25 protein-coding genes are annotated in these 25,756 nt (G+C 71.8%); 13 read left to right on the top strand and 12 right to left on the bottom strand.

Going from position 1 to position 25,756, the window contains the following annotated elements; translation table 11 throughout:
* Positions 1–52: 52 nt before the first annotated feature.
* The 9 genes from AB0H62_RS40730 to AB0H62_RS40770 form a co-directional block, all read right to left on the bottom strand.
* Positions 53–1,306 carry an MFS transporter gene (locus AB0H62_RS40730; RefSeq protein ID WP_220238828.1) on the bottom strand — a complete coding sequence of 418 codons (1,254 nt, stop codon included), beginning with the start codon at positions 1,304–1,306 and terminating at the stop codon, positions 53–55.
* Positions 1,303–2,478, bottom strand: a complete 1,176-nt coding sequence (locus AB0H62_RS40735; RefSeq protein WP_360591917.1) for an LLM class flavin-dependent oxidoreductase — start codon at positions 2,476–2,478, stop codon at positions 1,303–1,305. Before AB0H62_RS40735 ends, AB0H62_RS40730 begins: the two co-directional genes overlap by 4 nt.
* 26 nt (positions 2,479–2,504) lie before the next feature.
* Positions 2,505–3,644, bottom strand: a complete 1,140-nt coding sequence (locus tag AB0H62_RS40740; RefSeq protein WP_220238826.1) for an acyl-CoA dehydrogenase family protein — start codon at positions 3,642–3,644, stop codon at positions 2,505–2,507.
* Positions 3,635–4,390 (bottom strand): class II aldolase/adducin family protein, encoded by a 756-nt coding sequence (locus AB0H62_RS40745; RefSeq protein WP_220238825.1) that lies wholly within the window; start codon positions 4,388–4,390, stop codon positions 3,635–3,637. The genes AB0H62_RS40740 and AB0H62_RS40745 overlap by 10 nt, the downstream gene beginning before the upstream one ends.
* The gene (locus AB0H62_RS40750; RefSeq protein ID WP_360591918.1) at positions 4,387–5,103 is read right to left on the bottom strand and encodes a dihydrodipicolinate reductase C-terminal domain-containing protein; all 717 of its coding nucleotides are present in this window, start codon (positions 5,101–5,103) and stop codon (positions 4,387–4,389) included. Before AB0H62_RS40750 ends, AB0H62_RS40745 begins: the two co-directional genes overlap by 4 nt.
* A complete protein-coding gene (locus AB0H62_RS40755; protein WP_220238823.1) occupies positions 5,093–5,359 on the bottom strand; it encodes an acyl carrier protein in 267 nt (88 codons plus the stop codon). The genes AB0H62_RS40750 and AB0H62_RS40755 overlap by 11 nt, the downstream gene beginning before the upstream one ends.
* A gap of 16 nt (positions 5,360–5,375) precedes the next feature.
* A complete protein-coding gene (locus AB0H62_RS40760; RefSeq protein WP_220238822.1) occupies positions 5,376–6,830 on the bottom strand; it encodes a class I adenylate-forming enzyme family protein in 1,455 nt (484 codons plus the stop codon).
* A 19-nt stretch (positions 6,831–6,849) separates the two neighbouring features.
* Positions 6,850–8,232 (bottom strand): nitroreductase family protein, encoded by a 1,383-nt coding sequence (locus AB0H62_RS40765; protein ID WP_360591919.1) that lies wholly within the window; start codon positions 8,230–8,232, stop codon positions 6,850–6,852.
* Positions 8,233–8,453: 221 nt separating this feature from the next.
* Positions 8,454–8,990, bottom strand: a complete 537-nt coding sequence (locus AB0H62_RS40770) for a helix-turn-helix transcriptional regulator (protein ID WP_360591920.1) — start codon at positions 8,988–8,990, stop codon at positions 8,454–8,456.
* A gap of 467 nt (positions 8,991–9,457) precedes the next feature.
* Here AB0H62_RS40770 and AB0H62_RS40775 point away from each other — a divergent pair, with 467 nt between their 5' ends.
* The 13 genes from AB0H62_RS40775 to AB0H62_RS40835 all read left to right on the top strand — a co-directional run bounded on the left by AB0H62_RS40775 (position 9,458) and on the right by AB0H62_RS40835 (position 22,266).
* Positions 9,458–10,204: an alpha/beta fold hydrolase gene (locus tag AB0H62_RS40775; protein ID WP_220238820.1), complete on the top strand. Its 747-nt coding sequence runs from the start codon at positions 9,458–9,460 to the stop codon at positions 10,202–10,204.
* Positions 10,201–10,797, top strand: a complete 597-nt coding sequence (locus AB0H62_RS40780) for an NADPH-dependent FMN reductase (protein WP_360591921.1) — start codon at positions 10,201–10,203, stop codon at positions 10,795–10,797. Before AB0H62_RS40775 ends, AB0H62_RS40780 begins: the two co-directional genes overlap by 4 nt.
* Complete coding sequence (ccrA, locus tag AB0H62_RS40785) at positions 10,794–12,128, top strand: crotonyl-CoA carboxylase/reductase (protein WP_360591922.1); 1,335 nt, start codon at positions 10,794–10,796, stop codon at positions 12,126–12,128. Before AB0H62_RS40780 ends, ccrA begins: the two co-directional genes overlap by 4 nt.
* Positions 12,129–12,326: 198 nt before the next feature.
* Complete coding sequence (gene fabG, locus AB0H62_RS40790; RefSeq protein WP_220238817.1) at positions 12,327–13,088, top strand: 3-oxoacyl-ACP reductase FabG; 762 nt, start codon at positions 12,327–12,329, stop codon at positions 13,086–13,088.
* A 5-nt stretch (positions 13,089–13,093) separates the two neighbouring features.
* On the top strand, positions 13,094–13,546 hold the full coding sequence (locus AB0H62_RS40795; RefSeq protein ID WP_360591923.1) for a MaoC family dehydratase: 453 nt from the start codon (positions 13,094–13,096) through the stop codon (positions 13,544–13,546).
* Positions 13,547–13,700: 154 nt separating this feature from the next.
* Complete coding sequence (locus AB0H62_RS40800) at positions 13,701–14,726, top strand: phosphotransferase family protein (protein WP_360591924.1); 1,026 nt, start codon at positions 13,701–13,703, stop codon at positions 14,724–14,726.
* Between the two features lie 2 nt (positions 14,727–14,728).
* Positions 14,729–15,952, top strand: coding sequence for an acyl-CoA dehydrogenase family protein (locus tag AB0H62_RS40805; RefSeq protein WP_360591925.1), 1,224 nt, complete (start codon positions 14,729–14,731; stop codon positions 15,950–15,952).
* Positions 15,949–17,127 carry an acyl-CoA dehydrogenase family protein gene (locus AB0H62_RS40810; RefSeq protein ID WP_360591926.1) on the top strand — a complete coding sequence of 393 codons (1,179 nt, stop codon included), beginning with the start codon at positions 15,949–15,951 and terminating at the stop codon, positions 17,125–17,127. The genes AB0H62_RS40805 and AB0H62_RS40810 overlap by 4 nt, the downstream gene beginning before the upstream one ends.
* Positions 17,124–18,242 carry an acyl-CoA dehydrogenase family protein gene (locus AB0H62_RS40815; protein WP_220238812.1) on the top strand — a complete coding sequence of 373 codons (1,119 nt, stop codon included), beginning with the start codon at positions 17,124–17,126 and terminating at the stop codon, positions 18,240–18,242. The genes AB0H62_RS40810 and AB0H62_RS40815 overlap by 4 nt, the downstream gene beginning before the upstream one ends.
* Before the next feature lie 155 nt (positions 18,243–18,397).
* Positions 18,398–19,252 (top strand): alpha/beta hydrolase, encoded by an 855-nt coding sequence (locus AB0H62_RS40820; RefSeq protein WP_360591927.1) that lies wholly within the window; start codon positions 18,398–18,400, stop codon positions 19,250–19,252.
* A gap of 370 nt (positions 19,253–19,622) precedes the next feature.
* Positions 19,623–21,455, top strand: a complete 1,833-nt coding sequence (locus AB0H62_RS40825) for an amidase (protein WP_360591928.1) — start codon at positions 19,623–19,625, stop codon at positions 21,453–21,455.
* A complete protein-coding gene (locus AB0H62_RS40830; protein ID WP_220238809.1) occupies positions 21,452–21,652 on the top strand; it encodes a hypothetical protein in 201 nt (66 codons plus the stop codon). Before AB0H62_RS40825 ends, AB0H62_RS40830 begins: the two co-directional genes overlap by 4 nt.
* Before the next feature lie 50 nt (positions 21,653–21,702).
* Positions 21,703–22,266, top strand: a complete 564-nt coding sequence (locus tag AB0H62_RS40835; protein WP_220238808.1) for a GrpB family protein — start codon at positions 21,703–21,705, stop codon at positions 22,264–22,266.
* Positions 22,267–22,426: 160 nt separating this feature from the next.
* Here the strand turns inward: AB0H62_RS40835 and AB0H62_RS40840 are convergent, their stop codons facing one another.
* The 3 genes from AB0H62_RS40840 to AB0H62_RS40850 are packed head-to-tail and all read right to left on the bottom strand — an operon-like array spanning position 22,427 to position 25,735.
* A complete protein-coding gene (locus AB0H62_RS40840) occupies positions 22,427–23,038 on the bottom strand; it encodes a TetR/AcrR family transcriptional regulator (protein ID WP_360591929.1) in 612 nt (203 codons plus the stop codon).
* Positions 23,039–23,092: 54 nt separating this feature from the next.
* Positions 23,093–24,067: a phosphotriesterase-related protein gene (locus AB0H62_RS40845; protein WP_354885186.1), complete on the bottom strand. Its 975-nt coding sequence runs from the start codon at positions 24,065–24,067 to the stop codon at positions 23,093–23,095.
* A gap of 12 nt (positions 24,068–24,079) precedes the next feature.
* Positions 24,080–25,735, bottom strand: coding sequence for an AMP-binding protein (locus tag AB0H62_RS40850; protein WP_360591930.1), 1,656 nt, complete (start codon positions 25,733–25,735; stop codon positions 24,080–24,082).
* Between the last annotated feature and the right edge of the window lie 21 nt (positions 25,736–25,756).

A 25,756-nucleotide genomic window follows, 5' to 3' on the forward strand; every position in this document is an offset into this window, starting at 1 on the left:
CCGAACGGCGAACGGGGCTCGCGGAACCTCCGCGAGCCCCTTTCGCTTCCCGTCAGCCGAGTTGCGGTTCGAGCGCCTTCTGCCGGCGACCGTTGCGGTACACGAAAACCATGGCGATCACGAGCACCAGCGGGAACAGACCCGCGGCGACGTTGGTGCCCTGCCAGCCCAGCGACAGGAAGATCGGGCTGGCGGAGAAGGAAGCCGCACCCGACACGACGGCGGTCGTCGCCTCCATGACCCCCTGCACCCGCCCGCCGCCGCCGGCCGGGTAGGTGCGGATCACGAACGCGGTTCCCGCGACGTAGAGCAGGTTCCAGCCCACGCCGACGAGGCCGAGCGACACCGTGAAGGCGGTCAGGCCGAGGCCGGACGCGCCGACGACCGCACCCGCGAGCAGCACCGCGGCGCCGATGAGGCCGGTGCGGTCGGCGCCCCAGCGGGACACGAGCTTGCCGCTGATCAGTGACGGCGCGAACATGCCGATCAGGTGCCACTGGATCACCATGGCGCCCTCGCCGAGGGTGTGCCCGGCGTGCTCGCTGCCGATCGGCCCGACGGCCATCAGCAGCGTCATCACCCCGCCCGACACCGCCAGCAGCGCGAACGCGACGATGAAGTTGCTGGTGCGGACCACCTCGCGCACGCGAACCTGCACCACGGCCGCGGCCGTGGTGGCGGCAGCGGCAACTGCGGTGGCCGCGCGCCGCCGCGCGGGGCTGCGGACCGCCATCACCAGTGGCACCGTCACGGCACCGAGGATGGCCACCAGGAGGTAGGACCCCGCGAACTCGGCCCGGAACAGGTCGCTGGCCCAGGTGGCCGCGAGCGGGCCGATGATCGCCGCCAGCACGCCGCCGGTCAGCACGATGCTCAGTGCCCGCTCCCGCTGGTGCTCGGGTGCGAGATCCGTGGCCAGGTACCGGAAGTAGCCGCCCGTCGCCTTGTACAGGCCGACGATCGCGGTGCCGGCGCAGAGCACCCAGAAGGACCCGGTGATGGTGGCGTAGACCGAGACGAGCCCGCCGACCACGGCGAGGAACGCGCCGACGGCGAGCACCTGCCGGTGGCCGAACCGGGCGGCCAGCACACCGGTCCCGTACGAGGCGATCACCGCGACCGTCGTCATCGCGGTCAGCGGCGCCGTCGCCAGTGCCGGGGTGGGGGCCAGGTGCAGGCCCACGACGGCCGTGAGGGTCAGGTCGACGCTCGTGCCGCCGTAGTAGAGGAACTGGCAGAACGTGAGGATCCAGAGGTCCCGCCCGATGCGGGTACGGCCTGGGGCCTTCGGTTCGACCTGCGTCATCGGGCGGTCTCCTGTCCGCTGGTCACCTGGGTGCGGGCTTCGTGGTTCTCCCGCTGGAAAATCGCCTTGCTGGCCGCCGCCCAGCTCTGCGCGGCGCGCAGGCCCTCGGCGGAACCGGTGAAGCGGGGAGCGACGTGGCGGGCGAAGAGGTCGAGGCTTTCCACGGTGTGCTCGTGGCGGGCCCAATGCTGGATCGACAGCAGCAAAGTTCCGAATCCCCCACTGGCTTCCTGCAGCTTCTGAACACCTGCGACACAGTCGTCCACGTCGCCGAGAATGATACCGCCGGCGTCGACCGTGGACTCGAATGCCTTGCGGGCCGCAGCATCCCCGCGCCCCATGGGCATGCCCATCGTTTCCGTCCACAGCTCCACGCGCTGGCGCAGCCAGCCGCCGTACACCTGCTCGACGGCTTCGTCGCGGGAGTGCGCGACGTGGACCGGGACGGCGAGCCGCCACCTCGAGCGCGACGCCTCGTGGCCCGCCGCGTCCGCCGCTTCGGCGAGGTGCTGCCACTGCCCCGCCAGCTTCTCCACGCCGATCCCGTGCCCCGCGCGCATCGCGCCCCACGGCGGCGCCGCGTGCGAGAGGGCCGAGACACCCAGCCGCCCGGCCAGGCGCATGCCGAACGGCGACGCGGCGCTCGCCACGGCGATCTCGAACCCGCCCGGGGTGAACGGCTGCAGCTGCAGCCGGCCGTCCGCCAGGGCGAACCAGTCGGTGGAGTGGGTGACGACGTGCCCGCGCAGCAGCCGCACGATCACTTCGAGGGACTGTTCCGTGCGGCGGCGGGTGTCGGCGGGCGCGACGCCCATCATGTGCATGTCACCGATGACCGAGCCGGCTCCCACCCCGAGCATGAACCGGCCCCGTGTCAGGTGGTCCAGCTGCACCGCCCGCTCGGCCACCATGAACGGGTGGTGGTAGGGCAGCGCCGTGACCCCGGTGGCCACGCGGATCCGGCGGGTGCGCTCGGCGGCGGCGGCGAGGACGACCTCCGGGGAGGAAATGGATCCCCAGCCGGACGAGTGGTGCTCACCGATCCAGACCTCGTCGTAGTTCAGCTCGTCCAGCCGCTGGACGATTTCGAGATCTCTCTGCAGCAGCAGAGTGGGATCCTCCCCGACGGGGTGCAGGGGCGACATGAAGGCACCGAAACGCAACGAAGACATGGCTTTCCTCTCGGGGTACGGGCGGGTCACAGGCTCGCCGCGACGGCGTTGCGCTGGATCTGGTTGGTGCCTTCGATGATCTGGAGCAGCTTGGCCTCCCGCAGGTACCGCTCGAGCGGGAAGTCGCGGGTGTAGCCGTCATCGCCGAGGACCTGCATCGCGTCGGTGGTCACCCGCACGGCGGTGTCGGTGGCGAAGAGCTTGGATTTGGCCGCCTCGGTGGAGAACGGCCGTCCGGTGTCCTTGAGGCGGGCGGTGGCGTGCAGCAGGGCCCGCGCGGCGGCGACCTGCGTGGCCAGGTCGGCCAGCAGGAACGCGGTGCCCTGGGCGGCGATCAAGGGCCGGCCGGACTCGGTGCGCTGCTTCGCGTACGCCACGGCCTCGTCGAGCGCGGCCTGCGCGAGGCCGACCGCGCACGCCGAGATGCCGAGCCGGCCGTGGTCGAACACGTGGGCCGCGACCAGCATGCCGCGGCCGCGCCGCCCGACGAGCCGGCCCGCCGGCACCCGGACGTCGTCGAACACGATCTGCGCCGTGGGCACGGTGTTCACCGCCATCTTGCGTTCGTGCCGCTGGGGGTGCACCCCGTCGGCCGTCGCGTCCACCAGCAGGCACGAAAGCCCGGCCAGCCCGGTTCCCGAGCCGGTGCGGCAGTAGACGTTGTAGACGTCGGCGACCCCGCCGTGGCTCACCCAGGACTTGGTGCCCGACAAGGTGTACGCCTCGCCGGCGAGCTCGGCGCGGGTGGCGACGGCGCCGAGGTCCGAGCCGGCCGCAGCCTCGGACATGCAGGTGGCGCCCAGCAGCTCGCCGGTCAGCAACCGGGTGAGCACGCTCTCGCGTTGCTCCTCGGTGCCGAACGCGGCGAGGCCGTGGGAGGCGAGGACCTGCAGGTGCACGGATTCGGCCACGGCGAACCAGCCGTGGGCCAGTTCTTCCAGCAGCTGGAGGAAAAAGACGTACGGCTGCCCGCCGCCGCCCCACCGCGCGTCGAACGGCACAGCCGCGACGCCGAGGCCGAGCGCGTGCCGGACGAGCTCTCGCGGGAAGCGCGCCGCTTCCTCCGCCTCGCCGGCCCGCGCCGGCAGCTCGTCGCGGGCGAACTTCGCCACCACCGTGTGGAGCTCGGCCTGCTCCTCGGTCGCGAAGCAGGGGGTCACGACCATGTCCGGGCCTCCGGCCAGGTGCGCTTCACCTTGCTGACGCAGTAGTCCCAGTACGACCGCACGGACAGGTCCGCGTAGATGTACTCGCGCTTCGCCTCGACGTCCTTCGGCGGGGACCAGTGGTAACCGCCCGGCTGCTGCTCGGCGATCAGCTGGAGCCCGCACGCGCGCTCCAGCGTGTGCGCGTGCACCGTCGCGTGTTTGATCGACTCGCCCACGACGACACCACCGTGGTTGCGTAGCAACACCGCCGGGGCGTCGCCCAGTGCCTCGGCGACACCGAGCCCGGTTTCGATGTCGAGGATGGTGTTGGTGACCATCGTGAACCTCGGCAACCGGTGCTCGAAGTAGGCGCCGTCGTGGGAAACCGGGCGCATCTCGAGGTCCGTGGCCCCGAACACCAGCGTGTGCGGCGCGTGGCTGTGCACGACCGCGTTGACGTCCGGCCGGGCCGAGTACACGGCCTGATGCAGCGGCAGCTCCGGCGGCGCCATCGGGTGCGCGGCGATCCGGTGGTCGATCGGGGCGACGATGACGTCGTCGGGGCAGCACTCGTCGAAACCGCGCACGGCGCCCTTGATCAGCATGTAGTCCGCGCCGGGCAGGCGCGCCGAAACCTGCCCCTGGTTGAAGTCGTCGTGACCGCCGAGCGACAGCGACCGCGCCGCCAGGGACACCAGGACGCGCATCCGCAGGTCGACCGGGCGGAGCTCACGCGAGAGTGCGGGTTTGTCGGTGGTGGTCACGTTGTCTCCTCGAGGAACAGCCGATCGAACAGGTGCTGCAGCGGAACCAGTCCCGGTTCCGCGGTGTGCGCCCAGCGGGCCGCGGTCACGGCGCCGAACGCGGCCGCGCGCAGATCGCGAACGTCGTGACGCAGCTCGAGTGACTCGTCCTCCAGGTCGAGCCGGACGGTGTGCTCGCTGACGGGGTGGCCGGCCCTCAGCGACACGACTTCGTCGACCGGCGGCTGCCCGCCGTCGCGCCAGACCCCGGCCAGGGCGAGCGCGGACGCGCTCGGCCGGTCGCGTTTGGTTGGCGTGTGCCGTTCCAGCACGGCCGCGCGCGGCGTCGCGGGCAGCGCGCCGGCGATCCGCGCGACGGTGGCGACGAGGTGGCGCTGGAGCCAGTGCCCCACGGAGAGGTTCACGGCGCGCACCACGGCGACCCGCTCGGCCAGCCGGTCGAGCAGCGCCGGGCCGTCCTGGCCCAGTGCCGACACGCATTCGACCAGCGCGGCACCGTGGCGCGCGCAGAACCGCGTGGTCTCGGGCAGCGCCTCGGCGGTACCGGCGTCGATCACCACCGATGGCACGGCGTCCTGGCTCCAGCCGTCGCGGGTGGCCCGCAGCACCACCGGGATGCCTTGCGCGGCGCACTCGCTCGCGATCCGCGAACCGAGCCGGCCCGTCACGCCGACGATGCCGACCGTCAGGTCGCCGGCCGGATCAAGCGCCACTGACCGCGCCCTGACTCACCATGTAGTCGACGATCTGCTCGACGGTGCCCAGTTTCCCGGCCGCCTCCTCGAGGTCGATGTAGACCCCGTAGCGGTTTTCGATCGCGTCGATCAGGCGCAGGTACGCGAGCGAGCTGAGACCGAGCTCGACCAGGGTGTGGCCCGGGCGCGTGGCGTCGGCCGCCGTCATCACGCCGTCGCTCGACTCCGCGACGAGGTTCGCGACGCTGGTGTACATCTCCTGGGCGTCCGGCATCGTGTCTTTCTCCTTGTCACCGTGCTGGCGAGGTCGCGATGGCCTCGTGGAACAACTCCTGGACCGCGGCCATCCGCAGCTTCCCGAGGCTGGTACGGGGAATCGCCTCGACGCGCACGAACCGCTCGGGCACCTTGTGCGCGGCCAGCCGCGCGTGGCACCACGAGCGCAGCGCGCGCTCGTCCGGCGCCCCGGCACCGGCGACCACCGCCACGAGAACGGGGTCGCCGTTGTTCTTGCGGTCGGCGAAGACGACGGCGTCGGCGCACCCCGCGTCGAGGACCACCCGGCGGATCTCCTCGCCGTCGAGCTTGCGCCCGGCGATGTTCAGCGCCTTGCCGACCCGGCCGCGCAGGTGCAAGCTGCCCCGGTCGTCGAAGAAGCCCTCGTCCGCGGTGGCGTAGAACCCGTCGGCGCCCACCTTGCGTTCGAACGCGCCGGGCACGTTGAGGTACCGCGACCCCATCGACTCACTGCGCACCTTGATCTCGCCGTCGTCGAGCCGGAACCGCACGCCGGGCAGAGGCAGGCCGAGCCCACCCTCCGGGGTGGGTACCGGGTCGAAGGTCAGCGGCCCGGCCTCGGCGATCCCGTAGTAGTTCGAGACGGCCAGGCCGTGGCGCCGCAGCAGGTCCTGGGCGGTCTGCTCGCTCAGCGGCGCGGCCGAGGACAGCGCCACCCGGACCCCGGCGAGCTCGGGCACCTCGCCTTCCTTGCGCAGCAACGCTTCGTACAGCGCAGGGAACCCCACCAGCCGGGTCGGGGCGAGCTCACGGAGGAACCTGGTCACGTGCCCGGCGCTGGGCAGCCCCGACGGCAGCCACAGACACGCGCCGGCGAGGATCGAGGCGAGCAGGGAAGTGTTGTAGGCCAACCCGTTGAACAGACCGGCGAAGCACAGCACCCGGTCGGCGGGTGCCAGTGCCGTCGCCTCCTTCCAGGCGACGGCGGCGTTGTGGACCGCGGTGCCGGAGAACTCGATGCAGTTCGGCGTCCCGCTGGTGCCGGAGGTGAACCGGCAGACCTCGGTGCCGGCGAGCAGCTCCGGCCGCGGACCGCCGGCGACCTCGGTGAGCCGGAAGCCGCCGAGCTCCGTGCGGGCGCCCGGTCGCGCTGTCGCGGGCAGATCGCGGTCGTGCAGCACGACGTCGATCCCGCAGCTTTCGACCACGCTGGTGAACTCGTCGCCGCCCAGCGCCGGGTCGATCAGGAACGGAACCGCGCCGGCGTGCAGGATCCCGGCGTAGGCGGCGACGTAGGCCGCGGAGTTCGCGGCCGACACGAGCACCCGGACCCTGCCGTCACGGCGGGTGGCACCGGTGCCGTTCCACCAGGCGGCGGCTTCCGCCGCGAAGCGCCCGGCAGCGCCGGCCAGCTCGGCCCCGGTGAGCACGCCCCGCGTGTCCGCGACCAGGGCGGCGTCACGGTGGCGGGCGAAGTGCTCGGTGAGCACCTGGTCGAGCACGGTCATGTCCTCGGCTCCTCTCGTCTCATTCACCGTGGGCGTAGGCGATCGCGGCGCGGTCCTGCTTGACGCGACCGGCACCGTCCTCGCCGAGTGCCATCAGGTACACCGGTTCGTCGTCCGGTCCCAGGCCCGCCAGGAGCCGCCAGCCGTCGATGTCGTAGCCGCCGACGGAGGTCACCGCCACCCCGGCCCGTGCGGCGCCGAGGTAGACGAGGTGCGCCGCCGCGGCGGCGCGGAAGAGCGCTTCGCGGAAAACCTGGGTGCTGCCAAGGCCGAGGGTGGTCCGTCCGTCCACATGGCACACCAGGAACGCCTTCGCGCCACCGAGGTGGCGCTGCCCCATGCACAGCCGGCGGATGTGGTCGGGGTCGTCGGCCGGCGCCGACACCACGACGTCCACGCCCGTGCCGCGCCAGGCCGCGCGACACGCGGCGGCGACCTCGTCTGTGGTGACCACGAGGGTCAGGCGCAGCTCCGACGGCGCGCCGTCGAGGTCGGTGACCAGCCTGGTGCCGAGCGCGCCGAGCGCGTCGGACAGGGCGGAGCCGGCGACGGGCCGGGCCCGGAACTGGTTGCAGGACCGCCTCGCGCGGGTCCACCTCAGCCAGTCCCCCGCCGGGATCCCCGGCCCGGCGCCCGGGACCACGGACGTCGGGACCGCCGCCGAGGTGCCGGGGGTGTCGGCGCCGGTGGCCAGTCCGTCCGGCAGCATCGCCCAGCCGAAGCGCTCGAGATCGCCGTGGGAGTCGGTCCGCACCGCGTGCAGTGGTTCGACCACCGGCAGCGGGTCGGGTCCGGCCTCGACCGGCGCCGGGCCGATGGCCAGCACCGAGTGCGGCTCGCGAAACGGCAGCAGTCCCCACAACGCCTTCTGGATCTGCCGGCGCGCGAGTTTCAGGTGCAGCTCCGCGGGGCCGGTCGCCAGTGCGCCACCCAGCAGGCTGGTCGCGGCGTGCCCGGTGTCGAGCTGCGCGTAGAGGTACCCGCGCGGCCCGTACTTGCGCACCGAAAGCCACGGCCGGGACAGCAGGATCGCCCACACGTCACGGGTCACACCGGCCGCCCGCGGCATGGCCTGGACCACTGCGCGCAGGGCCGGAGCCGGCAGAAGCAGCCGCACACAGGCGCGGCGCACCGCGTCGACGCGGAAAAGACCCGGAGCGGAGCCCGGCTCGTCAGTCAGCACCAGGACGTCGTATGGGAAGATCGCGCCGGCTGAGGGGACCGGCCGGCCGGCCCCGCCGCTCGGCCCGAGCAGTGCGTCGTGCACGATCCGCAACGCCCGGGCGAAGCCGTCGCCCACCTTCGGCACCGGGCGGAACTCCTGGGCTTCGCTGACCACCGCCATGCTGGTCCAGACCTCTCGGAGCGAGACGTCGGCCAGCCCGGCTGTCGGCACCACCATGATCACACCTCAGAGGTCGAGTGGTCAGGCGCGTCCGCGCGCCGATCCGGCCCCGCGGACCCACTTTGGTCGGCAGCCGGGCACACGAGGCTCCTGCCGCGTCGGCCGCGCCGAGGGATCCGCCCGCGATCGGCCGCTGTTTCCAACGTAGCGACGGCGATTCGGCCGGACCGGCAGTTGAGCGGGCACAAGGCGCGGAAGTTCGGCCGCACCGGCGTTCGTCATCGTGACGTCCCGGTGCCGTCGTCCGCGCCGGGATCCGGGGTGGAGACCACCCACAGCACCCGCCACTCGCCGTCGGTCCCGTCGCCCCGCGTCGCGGCGATCACGGTCTCGCCGCGGGATTCGGCACCGCCGCACTCGGTCGACACGAGCTTGCGGCGCCGCGCCTCGACGAGCAACCGGGCCAGGAAGTGGATCTCGCCGTCGCGCGGGCGCGGCTCGGCCAGCCGCAACGGCGGGTACGGCGGCGGCTCGGCCACGACATCGCCGCCCCGCGCCAGGGTTTCCAGGAGCCGCCGGTCCTCCGCCGGCAGCCGCAGCGCGTCCGCGAGGAGCTTCACCGTCTCCGCGCGCGGCCGACGCACCCGGTCCTGTTCGAGGTTGCGAATGGCGCGCACGCTCAACGTGGCGAAGTCGGCCAGCTCCTGCTGGGTCATGCCGGCCCGTTTTCGCAGACGGCGCAACGCCTCGGGAAAGGTCTCCGTGGCCCGCACCGGCAGATCCGACACGAAGGCCGACTCCGGAAGGTTCAGCACGACCGGCCTGTCCGGCCCTCGCGCCCTTCCGGCCGGGCCCGGCACCGCGGTGCCGACCACCCCCGGCCCGCACGAGGCGCCACTGCGGCGAACACCGGATTCGCATCGAACGCGTTCACGCGTCATCCCCTCCACCCGACGACCGCGAACGGGCGCGCGCGACGGTTTCCCGCCGGCGCGTCTAGGCGACCTGCCGGCTGCGTCGCCTGGTCGCCGTCGATCACGCCGACGCGCGTCGAACCCGCTCGGAACATCCAGACCGGTACCCGAGTCCAGCGTGCTCCCGGCCCACCACGGCGCACACCCCTAACGCGCCCCGCAGTTGACCAAGTCGCGGCGCCGGATTCCGCCGCTCGGCGGGCGGAAAGGCCGTCCTGCGGATAGGGGTTGCCCAGGCTGTCGGCGCCGTCCGACGATCGGCCCCGGACCCGGTGGCGGACGCCCCGGCCGGATCGAAGGAGCCTGTCGTGTCTCCCGACGTGGACATCGAACTCTGGACGCGCAGGTACCACCCCGCTCCGGAAGCCGCGGTTCAACTGGTCTGTTTCCCGCACGCCGGCGGTTCGGCGAGCTTCTACTTCCCCGTGTCGAAGGCGCTCTCGCCCGGCGTCGACGTGATCGCCGTGCAGTACCCGGGCCGCCAGGACCGGCGCTCCGAACCGTGCCTGGACAGCGTGGGTGAGCTCGCCGACGCGCTCGTGGCCCCGCTGCTGCGCTACCGCGACCGGCCCATGGCCTTCTTCGGGCACAGCATGGGCGCGTCGGTGGCGTTCGAGGTCGCGTGCCGGCTGGAAGCCCGCGACGTGGTCCCGATCGTGGTGTTCGCGAGCGGCAGACGGGCGCCGTCGCGCCGCCGTGACGAAACCGTCCACCAGCGGGACGACGACGGGCTGCTCGCGGAGATCCGCAGCCTCAGCGGCACCGACGCGCAGATCCTCGGCAACGAGGAGATGCTGCGCATGATCCTCCCGGCCATCCGCAGCGACTACCGCGCCGCGGAAACCTACCGCTGGGCGGGAACCGGGCCGATCGCGGCGCCGATCCATGTGCACGTCGGGGAAACCGACCCGAAGGTCTCGTTCGAGGAGGCCGAGTCGTGGCAGGTCCACACCACCGGCCGCACGACCGTGACCACCCACCCGGGCGGGCACTTCTACCTCAACGACCGGGCGCCCCAGCTGATCCGGGCGATCTCGGACGCGTTGCCGAGATGAGCACCACGGGTTCCGAGGACGACGTCAGCATCCTCGCGATGTCGGGCAGCGGGCGGGCCGGCTCGCCGAACACCGCGCTGCTGCACGCGGCGCGTGGGCTCGCGCCCGCCGGCGTCACGATCGAGATTCACGAAGGACTCGCGCAGGTGCCGCGCTACGACCGCGACGAGGACACCGAGAGCCGGCTTCCGCCGGCCGCGCGCGATCTGCGCGCGGCGGTGGCGAAGGCCGACGGGCTCCTGATCGCGACCGGGGAACTCGCGTTCGCGGTGCCCGAGGTCGTGCGCACCGCGCTCGCCTGGCTCGTCCGTCCGGCGATGAGCACTCCGCTGCTTCGCAAGGACGTCGCCGTCATCGGCGTCTCGCCCGGCGGTTTCGGCACCGTACGAGGGCAGGTTGCGCTGCGGCAGCTGCTGGCCGGGTACGGCCACCGCGTGCTGAGCGGGCCGGAACTGCTCGTGTCGGCCGCGCACGACCGCTTCGACCGCGACGGGCACCTCATCGACCACCAGGCCGCCCAGCGGCTGCGCGAGGTGCTGGCTGCCCTGCGCGAGCAGATCGTCCACGGCGAAGGACCCGGAGGAACACGGTGAAACAGATCGTCGCGGCCGTCACGGCCGAGAACATTTCCGCCGACGAGATCGGTTCGGTGCCCGTGCCGGAGAGCTACCGCGCCGCCGTGGTTCTCGCCGCGGAGTCGGACATGTTCGAGGGCATGGCCACCGCGGACAAGGATCCGGCCAAGGCGCTGCACGTCCAGCAGGTCGCCACCCCCGAGGTCGGGCCCGACGAAGTCCTGGTGGCGGTGATGGCCAGCAGCGTCAACTACAACACGGTGTGGACCGCGCTGTTCGAGCCGTTGCCCACGTTCGGTTTCCTCCAGCGCTACGCCAGGACCGTGCCGGGCGCCGGCAAGCACGACCAGCCGTTCCACGTCGTGGGTTCCGACCTGTCCGGCGTGGTCCTGCGCATCGGGGCGGCGGTCCGCTCGGTCAAGCCCGGCGACCGCGTCGTCGCGCACTGCCTGAACGTCGAGCTCACGGACCCCGACGGGCACGACGACTCGATGCTCGACCCGGAGCAGCGCATCTGGGGGTTCGAGACCAACTACGGTGGCCTCGGCGAACTCGCGCTGGTGAAGGCGAACCAGCTCATGCCGAAGCCCGGCCACCTGACCTGGGAAGAGGCCGCCGCCTCCGGCCTGGTGCACTCGACGGCCTACCGGCAGCTCGTCTCCCGCAACGGCGCCACCATGAAACAGGGCGACGTCGTCCTGATCTGGGGCGCGGCCGGCGGCCTCGGCTCCTACGCCACCCAGCTCGTGCTCAACGGCGGCGGCATCCCGGTGTGCGTCGTGTCCAGCCCCCGCAAGGCGGAGCTCGTCCGCGCCATGGGAGCCGAGCTGGTGATCGACCGCAAGGCCGAAGGATTCCGCTTCTGGCCGGAGGAAAACGTGCAGGACCCCCGCGAGTGGAAGCGGTTCGGCACCCTGGTCCGCGACCTCACCGGCGGCACCGACCCCGACATCGTCTTCGAGCACCCCGGTCGCGAAACCTTCGGTGCCAGCGTCTACGTCGCCCGTCGCGGCGGCACGATCGTCACCTGCGCTTCCACCTCGGGCTACGAACACGTCTACGACAACCGGCACCTCTGGATGCGTCTCAAGCGCATCGTCGGCACCCACTTCGCCAACTACCGCGAAGCCTGGGAAGCGAACCGGCTCATCACCCGGGGCATGATCCACCCGACGCTGTCCACGGTGTACCCGCTCGACCGGATCGGCCAGGCGGTCCAGGAAGTCCACACCAACCAGCACAACGGCAAGGTCGGCGTGCTGTGCCTCGCCCAGGGCACCGACCAGGGCGTCGAGGACCACGAGACCCGCGAACGCCACCTCGCGAAGATCACCCGGTTCCGGTCCTGACCCGCACCTCCTCACCGACGATCCAGCGACGACCGAGCAGCTCGCGGCGCCTTCTCGGCCCAGCCTGCGCTCGTCCGGGCGAACATGAGGCCGGTCACAGTGGCCCGCCGGGAGCCCCCCGGGTATGTTCCCTAAGCGGATGCTTAGCGCGCAGACTGCGTGCCCGATCTCTGTTTCTCAACGTTGAGGAGGGTCCTCGTGACCGATTCCCCCGCCCGGGTTGCCATCGTGACGGGAGCCGGCCGCGGCATCGGTGCCGCCGTCGCCCGTCGCCTCGCCGCCGACGGGTTCGCCGTCGGCCTGCTGGACCTCGACGAGTCCGCGGTGAAGCAGGGCGCCGAGGCGATCGTGGCCGAGGGTGGCCGGGCCGTCGGCGTCTCGCTGGACGTCAGCGACGCCGACCAGGTCGAGGCTGCCGTCACCCGTGTCGCCGAGGAGCTCGGCGCGCCCACCGTGCTGGTCAACAACGCCGGCATCACGCGCGACAACCTGCTGTTCAAGATGACCGAGAACGACTGGGACTCCGTGCTCGGCGTGCACCTCAAGGGCTCGTTCCTCATGACGCGCGCGGTGCAGAAGTACCAGACGCAGGAGAAGTGGGGCCGGATCGTGAACCTGTCCAGCACTTCGGCGCTGGGCAACCGCGGCCAGGTCAACTACTCCGCCGCCAAGGCCGGCATGCAGGGCTTCACGAAGACCCTCGCCATCGAGCTGGGCAAGTTCGGCGTCACCGCCAACGCGATCGCGCCCGGCTTCATCGCCACGGACATGACCGCGGCCACCGCCGAGCGCCTCGGCATGGACTTCGAGGACTTCAAGAAGGCGGCCGCCTCTCAGATCCCGGTGCAGCGGGTGGGCACGCCCGACGACATCGCCCACCTGACCTCGTTCCTCGTGAGCGAGGGCGCGGGCTTCGTCTCGGGTCAGGTCATCTACGTCGCCGGCGGACCGAAGGACTGATGGCCATGCGCGTGTTCACGAACGTCGACGAGTTCGCCGCCGCGGCGGGCGAGCGCCTCGGCGAGAGCGAGTGGCTCACCGTCACGCAGGAGCGGGTGCAGCAGTTCGCCGACGCCACCGACGACCACCAGTGGATCCACCTCGACACCGAGAAGGCCGCGGCGGGACCGTTCGGCACCACCATCGCCCACGGATTCCTCACGCTGTCACTGCTGCCGCACTTCGGCTCGCAGGTCTACCGCGTCGACGGCCTGAAGATGGGCATCAACTACGGCCTCAACAAGGTGCGGTTCCCGCAGCCGGTGAAGGTCGGGGCGAAGGTGCGCGGCAGCGCGGACCTGCTCGAGGTGACAGACGTGCCCGGTGGCAAGCAGGCTGTGGTGCGGTGGACCGTAGAGATCGACGGCGAGGCCAAGCCGGCCTGCGTCGCCGAGTTCGTCGCCCGCATGATCGCCTGACCTGCCCGACCCACCTGACACCGTCGCCTGACGGAACTGCCCGACAACCCGCCTGACCACACGAGAGGCACCCGGCCCGGGGACACCCGGGCCGGCGGCTGTACGACATACCGACTAGTCGGTAGCGTGGCCCGGTGACCCCCGAGGAGGCCCGATGACCCCGTCCGACCCGCCAGGACTCGACCTGGCCCGCCTGCGCGCCTACCTCGACGAGCAGCGGCCCGGCCTGGTCACGGGTGAGCTGACCGCCGAGGTGGTGCAGGGCGGCCGCTCGAACCTCACCTACATCGTGGGCGACGGCACGCACCGCTGGGTCGTCCGGCGGCCGCCCCTCGGGCACGTGCTGCCGACGGCGCACGACATGGCGCGCGAGTTCAAGGTGATCTCCGGCCTGGCCGGCACGGCGGTCCCGGTGCCGCGCACCGTCGTGCTGTGCCAGGACGCCGACGTGCTCGGCGCGCAGTTCTACGTGATGGAGTTCGTGGCCGGCACGCCGTACCGCAGCGACTCCGAGCTGGCTGTGCTGGGCACCGAGCGCACGCGCGAGATCGGGTTCCGGCTCGTGGACACGCTCGTCGACCTGCACGCCGTGGACCCGGAAGCGGTTGGGCTCGGCGACTTCGGCCGGCCCGACGGCTTTCTCGAACGCCAGCTGCGGCGCTGGAAGAAGCAGCTCGACGGCTCCCGCAGCCGCGACCTGCCCGGCGCCGACGAGCTGCACGACAGCCTCGCGGCGAAGCTGCCGACCTCCGGTCCGGCCACGATCGTGCACGGCGACTACCGGCTCGACAACGTGCTCGTGGACGGCGACGACCGCATCACCGCGGTGCTCGACTGGGAGATGTCCACCCTCGGCGACCCGCTCACCGACCTCGCGCTGCTGGTGGCCTACGCCGAGCGCGACAAGGTGTCGCTGCAGATGGTGTCCAACGCCAGCTCCGCACCCGGCTACCCGAGCACCGACGAGGTGATCGCCCGCTACGCCGAGCGCTCCGGCCGCGATGTGTCGGCGCTCAACTGGTACGTGAGCTTCGCGTTCTTCAAGCTCGCAGTGATCCTGGAAGGCATCTACTTCCGCTACAGCAAGGGCCAGACCGTCGGGTCCGGGTTCGAGGGCATCGGCGACGCCGTGGCCCCGCTCGTCTCGCACGGCTACGAGACGCTCAAAGAGGAGAAGTAGTCATGGATTTCGCGTTCGACGCGCGCACCGAGGAGCTGCGCGGACAGCTGCTCGACTTCATGGATTCGCACGTCTACCCGGCCGAACCGGTCTTCGAAGAGCAGCTCGCCGAGCGCGAGAACCCCTGGTCGTCGGTGCCGGTCGTCGAGGTGCTCAAGGCCGAGGCGCGCAAGCGCGGCCTGTGGAACTTCTTCCTGCCCGGTGAGGACGGCGCGGGCCTGACCAACCTGCAGTACGCGCCGCTGGCCGAGATCACCGGCCGCAGCCCCCGGCTCGCGCCGACCGCGGTCAACTGCGCCGCGCCGGACACCGGGAACATGGAAGTGCTGCACATGTTCGGCAGCGAGCAGCAGAAAAAGCAGTGGCTGCAGCCGCTGCTCGACGGCGAGATCCGCTCCGCGTTCGCGATGACCGAGCCCGACGTGGCCTCGTCCGACGCGCGCAACATCGCCACCAGCATCCGCCGTGACGGCGACGAGTACGTGGTCAACGGCCGCAAGTGGTTCATCTCGGGTGCGATGAACCCGAACTGCAAGATCATGATCGTGATGGGCAAGACCGATCCGGACGCGCCCGCGCACCAGCAGCAGAGCATGATCCTGGTGCCGCGCGACGCTGCGGGCGTGACCATCAAGCGCGGCATGCACGTGTTCGGCTACACCGACGGCGACCACGGCGGCCACGCCGAGGTGTTGTTCGAGGACGTGCGTGTGCCGGCGGAGAATCTCATCGCCAGCGAGGGCGCCGGGTTCGCGATCGCCCAGGCCCGCCTGGGCCCCGGCCGCATCCACCACTGCATGCGCGCGATCGGCATGGCCGAGCGGGCGCTGGAGCTCATGTGCCGCCGCACGCTCTCGCGCGAGACGTTCGGCAAGCCCATCGCCGAGTCCGGTGTGGTGCAGGACTGGATCGCCGAGTCGCGCGTGCGCATCGAGCAGCAGCGGCTGCTGGTGCTCAAGACCGCGTGGCTGATGGACACCGTGGGCAACCAGGGCGCGCACACCGAGATCCAGGCCATCAAGATCTCCACCCCGATCACGGTGGAGTGGATCCTCGACAAAGCCGTGCAGGCCCACGGCGCCGGTGGCGTGAGCCAGGACTTCCCGCTGGCCGAGCTGTGGGCGGGCGTGCGCACGCTGCGCCTGGCCGACGGACCGGACGAGGTGCACAAGCGCTCGCTGGCGCGTCGTGAGCTCAAGAAGTACCGGGCGGAGGCCGGCCGATGACCCCCGACGACCTCCGGGCCCAGGTGGCCGGGTTCCTGGCCGCGCACGACCCGAAGACCACCGAACGGCTGGAGTTCCTGCGCGCCCGCTACGACGCGGGCCTGGCGTGGGTGCACTTCCCCGAGGGCCTGGGCGGCCAGGGTGCGCCGCGCGCGCTGCAGCCGGTGGTCGACCGCGCGTTCGCTGCGGCCGGCGCGCCGGACAACGACCCGCGCCGCATCGGCATCGGCCTCGGCATGGCCGCGCCGACGATCCTCGCGTTCGGCACCGAGGAGCAGCGCACGCGCTTCCTGCGTCCACTGTGGACGGGCGAGGAGGTGTGGTGCCAGCTGTTCAGCGAACCCGGCGCGGGCTCCGACCTCGCCGCGCTGGCCACGCGCGCGGTGCGCGACGGCGACGACTGGGTCGTGACCGGGCAGAAGGTGTGGACCTCGGGCGCGCACAACTCGCAGTGGGCCATCCTCGTCACGCGCACCGACCCGGACGTGCCGAAGCACCAGGGCATGACGTACTTCATGTGCGACATGACCGCGCCGGGCGTCGAGGTCCGGCCGTTGCGCCAGATCACCGGCGAGGCCGAGTTCAACGAGGTGTTCCTCACCGGCGTGCGCATCCCGGACTCGCAGCGGCTCGGTGCCGTCGGCGAGGGCTGGAAGGTCGCGCAGACCACGCTGATGAACGAGCGCGTGGCCATCGGCGGCAACGCTCTGCCGCGTGAGGGCGGCCTGATCGGCATGGTCTCGAAGACCTGGCGCGAGCGGCCCGAGCTGCGCACGCCGGAGCTGCGCGACCGGCTCGTGCAGCACTGGGTGGAGGCCGAGTCGCTGCGGCTGGCCGCTTCCCGGCTGCGCCAGCAGCTCACGGCCGGTGCGCCGGGGCCGGAGGGCTCCGCGATGAAGGTGGCCTTCTCCGAGCTGAACCAGAAGCTCACCGGGCTGGAGATCGAGCTACTCGGCGAAGAAGGCCTGCGCTACGACGACTGGACGCTGCGGCGGCCGGAGAAGGTCGACTTCCTCGGGCGCGAGGCGGGTTACCGCTACCTGCGCGCGAAGGGCAACTCGATCGAGGGCGGGACCTCGGAGGTCCTGCGCAACATCATCTCCGAACGCGTGCTGGGGCTGCCGTCCGAGCCGCGGGTGGACAAGGACGTCGCCTGGAAGGACCTGCCGCGATGAGCGAGCTGCCCACCCCGGACCTGCTGTACTCCGACGTCGAGGAGGACCTGCGCGCGTCGGTGCGGGACCTGCTCACCGACCAGGCCTCGCCGGCCGCGCTGCTGGCGCGCGTCGAGACGGCCGAGCCGTACGACCTGAAGCTGTGGAAGACGCTCGCCGCCGACCTCGGCGCGGCCGGGCTGATGGTGCCCGAGGAGCTCGGCGGGCACGGCGCTTCGGCGCGCGAGACGGCCGTGGTGCTCGAAGAGCTGGGCCGCAGTGTGGCGCCGGTGCCGTTCCTCGGCAGTGCGGTGCTGGCGACGTCGGCGCTGCTGGCGGCGGGCGGCTCGGTCGCGGCCGAGCTGCTCCCCCGGCTCGCCGCGGGCGAGCTGACGGGTGCGCTGGCCGTGCCGCTGTCGACCGCGCCGGGTGCGGCTTTCCCGGCGACGGTGTCCGTGAACGGTGACGGGACGCTGAGCGGGCGGGCCGGCACGGTCGTCGACGCGTCCGTGGCCGAGCTGCTCGTGGTGCCCGCGACCGGGCCGGACGGGCCGGGGCTGTACGCGGTGGAGGCTTCGGCGGCCCAGGTGACCGAGCTGGTGTCGCTGGATCTCACGCGGCGGGTGGCCGACGTCGAGCTGGACCACGCCGCGGCGCGCCTCGTCGTGAGCGGCGCGGCCGCGCAGGCGGCGCTGGACACCGCGCTGACCACGGCGGCGGGGCTGCTCGCGTCGGAGCAGACGGGGCTCACGGAGTGGGCGCTGACGACCACCGTCACCTACCTCAAGGCCCGCTACCAGTTCGGCCGCCCGGTCGGCGGGTTCCAGTCGCTCAAGCACCGGCTGGCGAACCTGTACACGGACTTGGTGAACGCGCGCGCGACGGCGCGGTACGCGGCCGACGCGCTCGCCGGCGGCTTCGACGTGCCGATCGCGGTGGCCGTGGCGCAGGCGCGCGTCGCGCCGATCGCGGTGCACGCCGTGGAGGAGGCGATCCAGCTGCACGGCGGGATCGGCATGACGTGGGAGCACCCCGCGCACCTGTTCCTCAAGCGCGCCAAGAGCGACGAGCTCGCGTTCGGCACGCCGGGCCGGCACCGCGCACGGCTGGCGGATCTCGTGGATCTGCCTGCCTGAGGTCGTTTTCCGGGGCCCCGCCCGCCGTTTCGGCTGGCGGGGCCTGGGCACGTGGTGGACACTGTGGACGGTGGTGCCCGGCACGTACGAACAGGCGGCAAGAGTGCACTTTTTCCTGTGGTGGCCGGAAGCTTCGGCTTCCTAGCCTGGTGATCATGGTCCCGGGCACCGAGCAGCTGACGATCACCGTCGGCACCCACCACCACAGCGCGCTCGCCGCCGGCCCCGAGTCCGGGGAGCTCGTCCTGTTGCTGCACGGATGGGCGGAGTTCGCCGACTCGTGGACCACGGAACTCGCGGTACTGGGCGCGGCCGGCTACCGCGCCGTCGCGGTCGACCAGCGCGGCTACGCCTCGGGCGCTCGACCGCTGGACGTCGACCAGTACTCGGTGCGCCACCTCATCACCGACGTAATCGCCTTCGCCGCGGCGCTGGGGTCGGATCGCTTCCACCTCGTCGCGCACGACTGGGGCGGCATGGTCGGCTGGGCGTTCGCCAGCGCGCACCCCGACCAGTTGCGATCCCTGACCATCCTCACCACCCCGCACCCCGCCGCCCTGCACCGCGCCGCCACCGACGACACCCGCCAGTTCCGCGACCTCGGCTACGTCCGCTTCTTCCGCCACCTCGACGGCCGCGCCGAGGCCTCCCTGCTCGCCGACGACGCCGCCGAACTGCGCGCCGCGTACGGCGACCGCGTGCCCGCCGAGCTGGTCGAACGCAACATCACGCGCCTGACCGAGCCGGGCGCGCTGACCGCCACGTTGAACTGGTACCGCGGCCCGGCCGCCAGCGAGTTCGACATCCCCGCCGGCCGCATCTCCGTGCCGACGCTGTACCTGTGGGGCAGCGAGGACCCGTACCTGGGCCGCACGGCTGCCGAGCTGACCCGCTCTTATGTCGACGGCGAGTACGAGTTCGAGGTCGTGGAGGGCGCCAGCCACTGGCTGCCCGAAGAGGCCGGAGAGTTCATCCTGCCGCGGGTCTTGGATCACCTGAAGCGGCACTGAGTTATTTGCCCCGGCTTCGCCAGGGCGTGCGAGATCGCCTTTGAGCCGGCTTCTGGATTGAGCGGTCTGATCGGCCGGGGGCCGATCGCACCGCTCAATCCAGAAGCCGGCGCGATCTCGCGCCCGGGTCGGGTTGCGGTCGCGAACCGCGGTGGGCGGGTGCACCGAATCGTGACCGCAGCGTGGCCTTAGGACGTCCTTGCCGGGCACGGCTTCCCGGCATAGGGCGAAAGGTCTGAACACGAAATGTCTTCGTAATACTCGAAAACTCCCCCGCAACCGCAGGGTCCTAGCGTCGCGCCTGCCCTTCCCCACCTGTTCAGAAGCGAGGCAGTACGTGGCACAACCAGGAAGACTCACGCGGAGATCCGTGCTCGGCGGCGCCGGTGCGGCGGTCGCCGGTGGCACCCTTTCCCTCACGTTGGGTGCGGCGCCGGCGAGCGCGGCGCCGTCCGGCGGCCCGGCGCTGCCGTCGGTGAACCAGATCCCCCACCGCGGCCGGCTCGTGGACTACGAGATCACCGAGCTCGCCGCGCTGCTGCGCGCGGGCCGCACGTCGAGCGTCGAGATCACCCAGGCCTACCTCGGCCGGATCTCGAAGTTCAACGGTCCCTTCGAGGTCTACGGCGACAACGGCGCGTACAACGCGTTCGTACGCGTCGACACCGCCGGCGCGCTCGCCGCCGCGCGAGCCGCCGACCAGCGGATCTCGACCTGGCGCCGGCACGGCGGCGACCTGTCGCCGCTGTGCGGGATCCCCATGGGCATCAAGGACTCCGTGGGCATCAAGGGCCTGAACGCGCAGGACGGCAGCGCGGCGTTCACCGGCAACAAGGCGCTCCAGGACGCGACGGTCGTCGCCCGGCTGCGCGCGGCCGGCGTGGTGCTGCTGGGCAACACCATCTGCTCGGCTTTCTCCGGCTCGATCACCGGCACGTTCGCGGGCAACGCCTGGAGCCCGTCGCACGTGCCGGGCGGATCGAGCCAGGGCTCGGGGGTCGCTCCCATCGCGCGGCTGGCCGCTGCCTGCATCGGCGAGGAGACGGGCGGCAGCATCATCATGCCGTCGGCCGCGAACGGCGCCAGCGGGATCAAGCCGTCGCTGGGCACGGTGTCGATCGCCGGGCTCATGCCGCTCTCACCGGGTTACGACGTGCTCGGCCCGATCTCCCGCAGCGCACGGGACTCGGCGCTGATCCTGAGCACGATCCTCGGTCCGGACCCGGTGAACGACCCGCAGACGCTCTCGGCGCCTCTGCCGTTCCCGGTGATCCCGTCGTCGCCGCGGCCAGGGCGGACTCCGTTGCAGGGCCTGACGATCGGCGTCCCGCAGACGGACTGGATGAACGTGGGCGGCACCATCAAGACCGGGGTCAGCCCGCAGGACACCTACGGCGCCGAGCACCTGAAGGCGTTCAACCGGCTGGTGGGACAGCTGAAGAGCCTGGGCGCCCAGGTGAAGGAGTTCCCCGGTCTGGACATGACCGACCCCGCGCAGAACCCGTACTTCGCGTCGGCGGACGTGCTGGCGACGGTGGACGGATCGCCCGTGTCGCCCTCGGCCGCGGTGGTGAACGCGAACCGCTACGAGGTCCGGTTCGTCGCGGCGGTGGCGGACTTCTGCGCGAGCGGCATCCCGACGGCCGACGCTGTCGCGACCCTCACCGGCCAGTACGGCCGGCGCGCGCCCGGTGAGACGGCGGCGAGCTTCGCGAGCGCCGACCGCTTCAACGGCGGCATCCCCGCCTCCGTCCGCTACGAGGGCGAACAGCGGCGGCGCCGGCTCATCGCCAACTACACCCGGGCGCTGGAGGACGCCGGCGTCGACTTCATGCTCGTGCTGGCCCTCGGCGACGTGATCGGCGAACGTGCCGGCGGTGGCCCCGGCTTCCCGGTGTACCGGGCGTACTACCAGGTGCCGAACGCGCTGGGCTGGCCCATGGTGAGCTTCCCCGTCGGCGCCACCGCCGGCCTGCCGATCTCGGCCCAGTTCTGGGGACCGCGCTTCGCGGAGCCCGCACTGGTCCAGTCGATGGTGGACTACCAGGCCCACTTCCCCGAGTACCACACCGCGGCCCCACCGGACCCGGTCTTCGGGACCCTCACCCCGAAAATCGCGCCGCGCGCCCTCGCCCCGGCCGTCGAGGACCCGACCAACGACCCGATCCTGGGCGAGGAAGCGATCAGGAGGGCTCTCTCGTGAGCGTCGCCGAACCCACCCGGTTCCTGACCGTGGACTTCTCGACCCCGGTGGACATCGGGTTCCTCCCCCAGCACGCGGAGACCCCCGCCGTGTCCCCGCTGACCATCGGCTGGGCCCCCAGGCTGGGCACGACGTATCTCCCGTTCGACCCGGCCGACGAAACAGTGCCGGGCAGTACGACGGCGCCTCGCCCGTGAACCCCGGCGGGCACCGAAACTGTCGGTGCCCGCCGGTAGCGTGCGTGCCCATGAGTGATCCCCCGGCTTGGGCGTACGAAAAGCCGCACGTCACCGCCGCCGACCCGATGTGGGCGGCACGTGGTGCGACCTTGTGCGCGCGCTTGGCCGAGGTGCTCGGGCCATGGCTGGTCGACGGGGTGGAGCACGTCGGGTCCACGTCGGTGCCGGGGTTGGCGGCCAAGCCGGTGGTGGACGTGATGGCTTCGGTGGCGGACGTTGATGCGGTGGTGGCTTCCGCCGGCGCTGTCCTGTCGGCCGATGGCTGGGCGTACGTGCCGCCGTCCCTCGACGTCAGCGCGCAATGGCGGCGGTTCTTCGTGCTACCCGACTCCACCAACGAGCATCGGCTGGCGCACCTGCACCTGATCCCGGCCGGCCACCCGCGTTGGCGGGCCCAGCTCACTTTCCGCGACGCCCTGCGGGCGGATCCGGCGCTGGCCGCGGAGTACGGCACGCTGAAACGCCGCCTCGCCACGGAAACCACGGACCGCGAGGCCTACACCGCGGGCAAAACGGACTTCGTCACCCGCGTCCTCGCGCGCCACGGGGTGGTGGTCGCGCCCGTGGAATGAGGCGTGCGCGAACCCAACCACAGCGCGAGATCGCGCCGGTTTCCGAATTCAGCGGTGCGATCGGCCCCCGGCCGATCAGACCGCTGAATTCGGAAGCCGGCTCAAAGGCGATCTCGCACGCCTCGGCGGAGCCGAGGCAGAAAAAACAGCCGAGGCAGAATTACGGCCGGAGCATCGACAGCAGCAGGTCCGCGAATTGGTCCCCCACCTCGCGCGCCGACAGCGGCCCACCCCGGCGGTACCACGTGCCCAGGTGGTGGACCGAGCCGAAGAAGAAGTCCACGACCAGGTCCGCGGGCTTGTCCGTGCGGAACTGGCCGGAAGCCTGGCCTTCTTCGATCAGGCGGCGGAACCGTTCGTGGTACTTGCGGCGTTCGGCGCGCACGGCCTTGCGCTTGTCGGCGCTGAGCTGGTGCATGGACTGCAGGAAGATGGTGTTGTCGTCGAGGTTGTCGATGCTGCTGACGACCACGTCGGACGCGGCGGCGGCCAGGCGTTCGCGCAGCGGCGCGGCGCTGGAGGCGACGCGTTCGAGCTGGGAGGTCTGCTCGCGCAGCACTCGGGCGTAGATCTCGTAGAGCAGGTCGTCCTTGGAGCCGAAGTAGTGGTACATGGCGCCTTTGGTGACGCCGGCGGCCTCGACGATCTCCTGCACCGACGTGCGGTCGAAGCCCTTCTTCGCGAAGAGCTTCGTCGCGTGCTGAAGCAGGCGGCGAGGCACCGCGGGCGACTCGTCGGAGACGACGGCCTTGCGCGTGCCGGCCCGGGTCATCGCCACACCCCCTCCGGGAACTCAGAGAACAGCCAGCCTACCGGCCGAGGCCGGTCAGTACGCGCCCCCGTGGTCGAGCAGGCGGCGCGGGTTGTCGACGAGCATCGTGGTGAGGTCGGTTTCGCTGACGCCGCGTTCGCGCAGCGCGGGGAGCACGTCGTCGGTGATGTGGAGGTAGTGCCAGTTGGGCAGCACGGCCTCGCGCACCGGTGCCTCGAGCCAGTCGAAGTAGCACGACGCGTCGTGCGAGAGCACCATGCTGCGGGCGTAGCCGCGCTCGCACATCGCCGCGACCGTCGCCACGCGCTGTTCGAACGGCAGGTAGACGTCCAGGCCGAAGCGGTCCATGCCGAGCAGCGAGCCGCGGTCGGCCAGGGCCGTGAGGTAGCCGAGGTCGGCCGAGTCGCCGCTGTGCCCGATCAGCACACGGCTCAGGTCCACGCCCTCGGACTCGAACACGTCCTGCTGCTCCAGCCCGCGCCGCGTGCCCGCGTGCGTGTGGGTCATGATCGGCGCCCCCGTGGCCCGGTGCGCCTTGGCGACCGCGCGCAGCACCCGCTCGACGCCGGGCGTCATCCCGGGTTCGTCGGTGGCGCACTTGAGGATCCCGGCCTTCACGCCGGTGCCGGCGATGCCCTCGGTGATGTCGCCGACGAACATCGCGACCAGCGGGTCGTCACCGCCGAGCGGCGTGCCCGGCCCGCGCAGCGAGAGGTAGTGCGGCACGTCGTGGTAGGTGTACAGACCCGTCGCCACGACGATCTGCAGCCCCACCTCGGCGGCGACCTTCTGCACACGCGGCACGTAGCGCCCCAGCCCGATCACCGTCGGGTCCACGATCGTGTCGATCCCGGCGTCCTTGAGCGCCTGCAGCTTCGCGATCGCCTCCGGCACGTGCACGGACTCGTCGAACCCGTCGTGCTCCGGGTAGTTGGCCACGAACTCCGGGCTCAGCACGAAAATGTGCTCGTGCATGAGCACCTTGCCCAGCGCTGCCGGCTCGACCGCGCCGCGGACCGTCTCGACCACCGTCACGACCTCCTAGCCTCGGGCGCGCAGCTCGCGCCTCAGGATCTTCCCGCTCGCGGTCTTCGGCAGCTCGGCGAGCACCTCGACCGATCGGGGGTACTTGTAGGCGGCCAGCCGCTCCCGGCAGTAGGCCACCAGCTCGTCGGGATCGGGCGTCGCGCCCGGCGCCGCGCTCACGTACGCCTTCACCGTCTCGCCGCGGTACTCGTCCGGCACACCCACCACAGCGGCCTCGCGGACGCCGGGGTGCGTGTACAGCACGTCCTCGACCTCGCGCGGCCACACCTTGAACCCGGAGGCGTTGATCATGTCCTTCTTGCGGTCCACGACGTAGACCCAGCCACGCTCGTCCATGAACCCGACGTCGGCGGTCAGCAGCCGCCCGCCGGGCAGCGCCTCGGCCGTGGCGTCCGGCCGGTTCCAGTAGCCGGGCACGACCATGGGCCCTTCGACGGCGATCTCGCCCGCCTCGCCGAACGGCAGCTCCGTGCCGTCGTCAGCCAGGATCCGCACGATCACGCCGGGCACCGGCAGCCCGATCGACAGCGTGCCCGAAGCCGGGTCGAGGGGCGCCTCGACACCGGCGGGCACCACGACGCAGCCGGCTGTGGTCTCGGTGAGGCCGTAGCCGTTGTGGATGTACTGGCCGAACCGGTCGCGGAACGTGTCGACCACCGCCGGAGGCAGCGCCGCGCCGCCGGAGTACAGCGCGTCGAACGACGCGAAGTGCTCGGGAGTGACGTCCGGGTGCGCCATCAGCGCCATGTACGCCGTCGACGGGCCGACCATGTACGCCGGCTTGTGCTCCAGCAGCGCCCCGAGCACCACGCCGGCTTCGAAGCGGTACGCGAGCGCCAGCGTGCCGGCGATCTCGATGGCGTAGGCGACCTCGCACACCATCCCGGTGATGTGGAACAGGGGCGCGAGCGCGAACACCGTGGCGCCCGGTTCGACGCGGCCGGCGCCGGCGAGGATCACGGCGTTGGTGCCGAGGTTGCCGTGGGTGTTGGTGGCGCCCTTGGGTTTCCCGCTCGTGCCGGACGTGTAGCTGATCAGCGCGACGTCGTCGAGGCCGAGCCCGGGGTCGGGCGGCGGATCACCGGGCGTCGAGCGCAGCACCTCGAGCAGGTCGGCCGCGCCCGGCGTCGCCTCGCGGCGCACCTTGCCGAGCACGCGCTCGTCGTCGCGGGTCTGCAGGTCGAGCTCGCTCGTGGTCACGGCGATCGTCACCGAGCTGTCGGGCACGAGGGCGCTGACGTAGTCGTGCCACGCGGTTTGTGAGCAGACAAGCGCCTTGACGCCGGCGTCGGTCAGCACGTGGCTCAGCTCGCCCGCGCGGTACATCGGGTTGACCGGCACCACGATCCCGCCGGCTTTCCACGCGCCGAGCAGGGAGATCACGAACTGGGGGATGTTCTGCAGCACCAGCGCGAGCCGGTCGCCGCGACCGAACCCGGAGGCGGTGAGGTGGCGGGCGAACGCGTCGGAGAGCTCGTCCAGCTCGCGGTAGGTGATCCGGGCGTCGAAGTACACCAGCGCCGTGGTTTCCGGTGCCTGCGCGACGGTGCGGCGGAAGGTGGCCAGCGGCGTGGTCGGCGTGAACTCGCTCGCGGCGGCGCGCTGCTCGTCGTAGCTCGCGAGCCAGGGCTTCGCGTCGTACCAGCTCATCCCGCGGCCTCCCTCGGACAC

Source organism: Amycolatopsis sp. NPDC050768, from assembly GCF_040654155.1.
In the GTDB taxonomy this organism is placed as follows: domain Bacteria; phylum Actinomycetota; class Actinomycetes; order Mycobacteriales; family Pseudonocardiaceae; genus Amycolatopsis.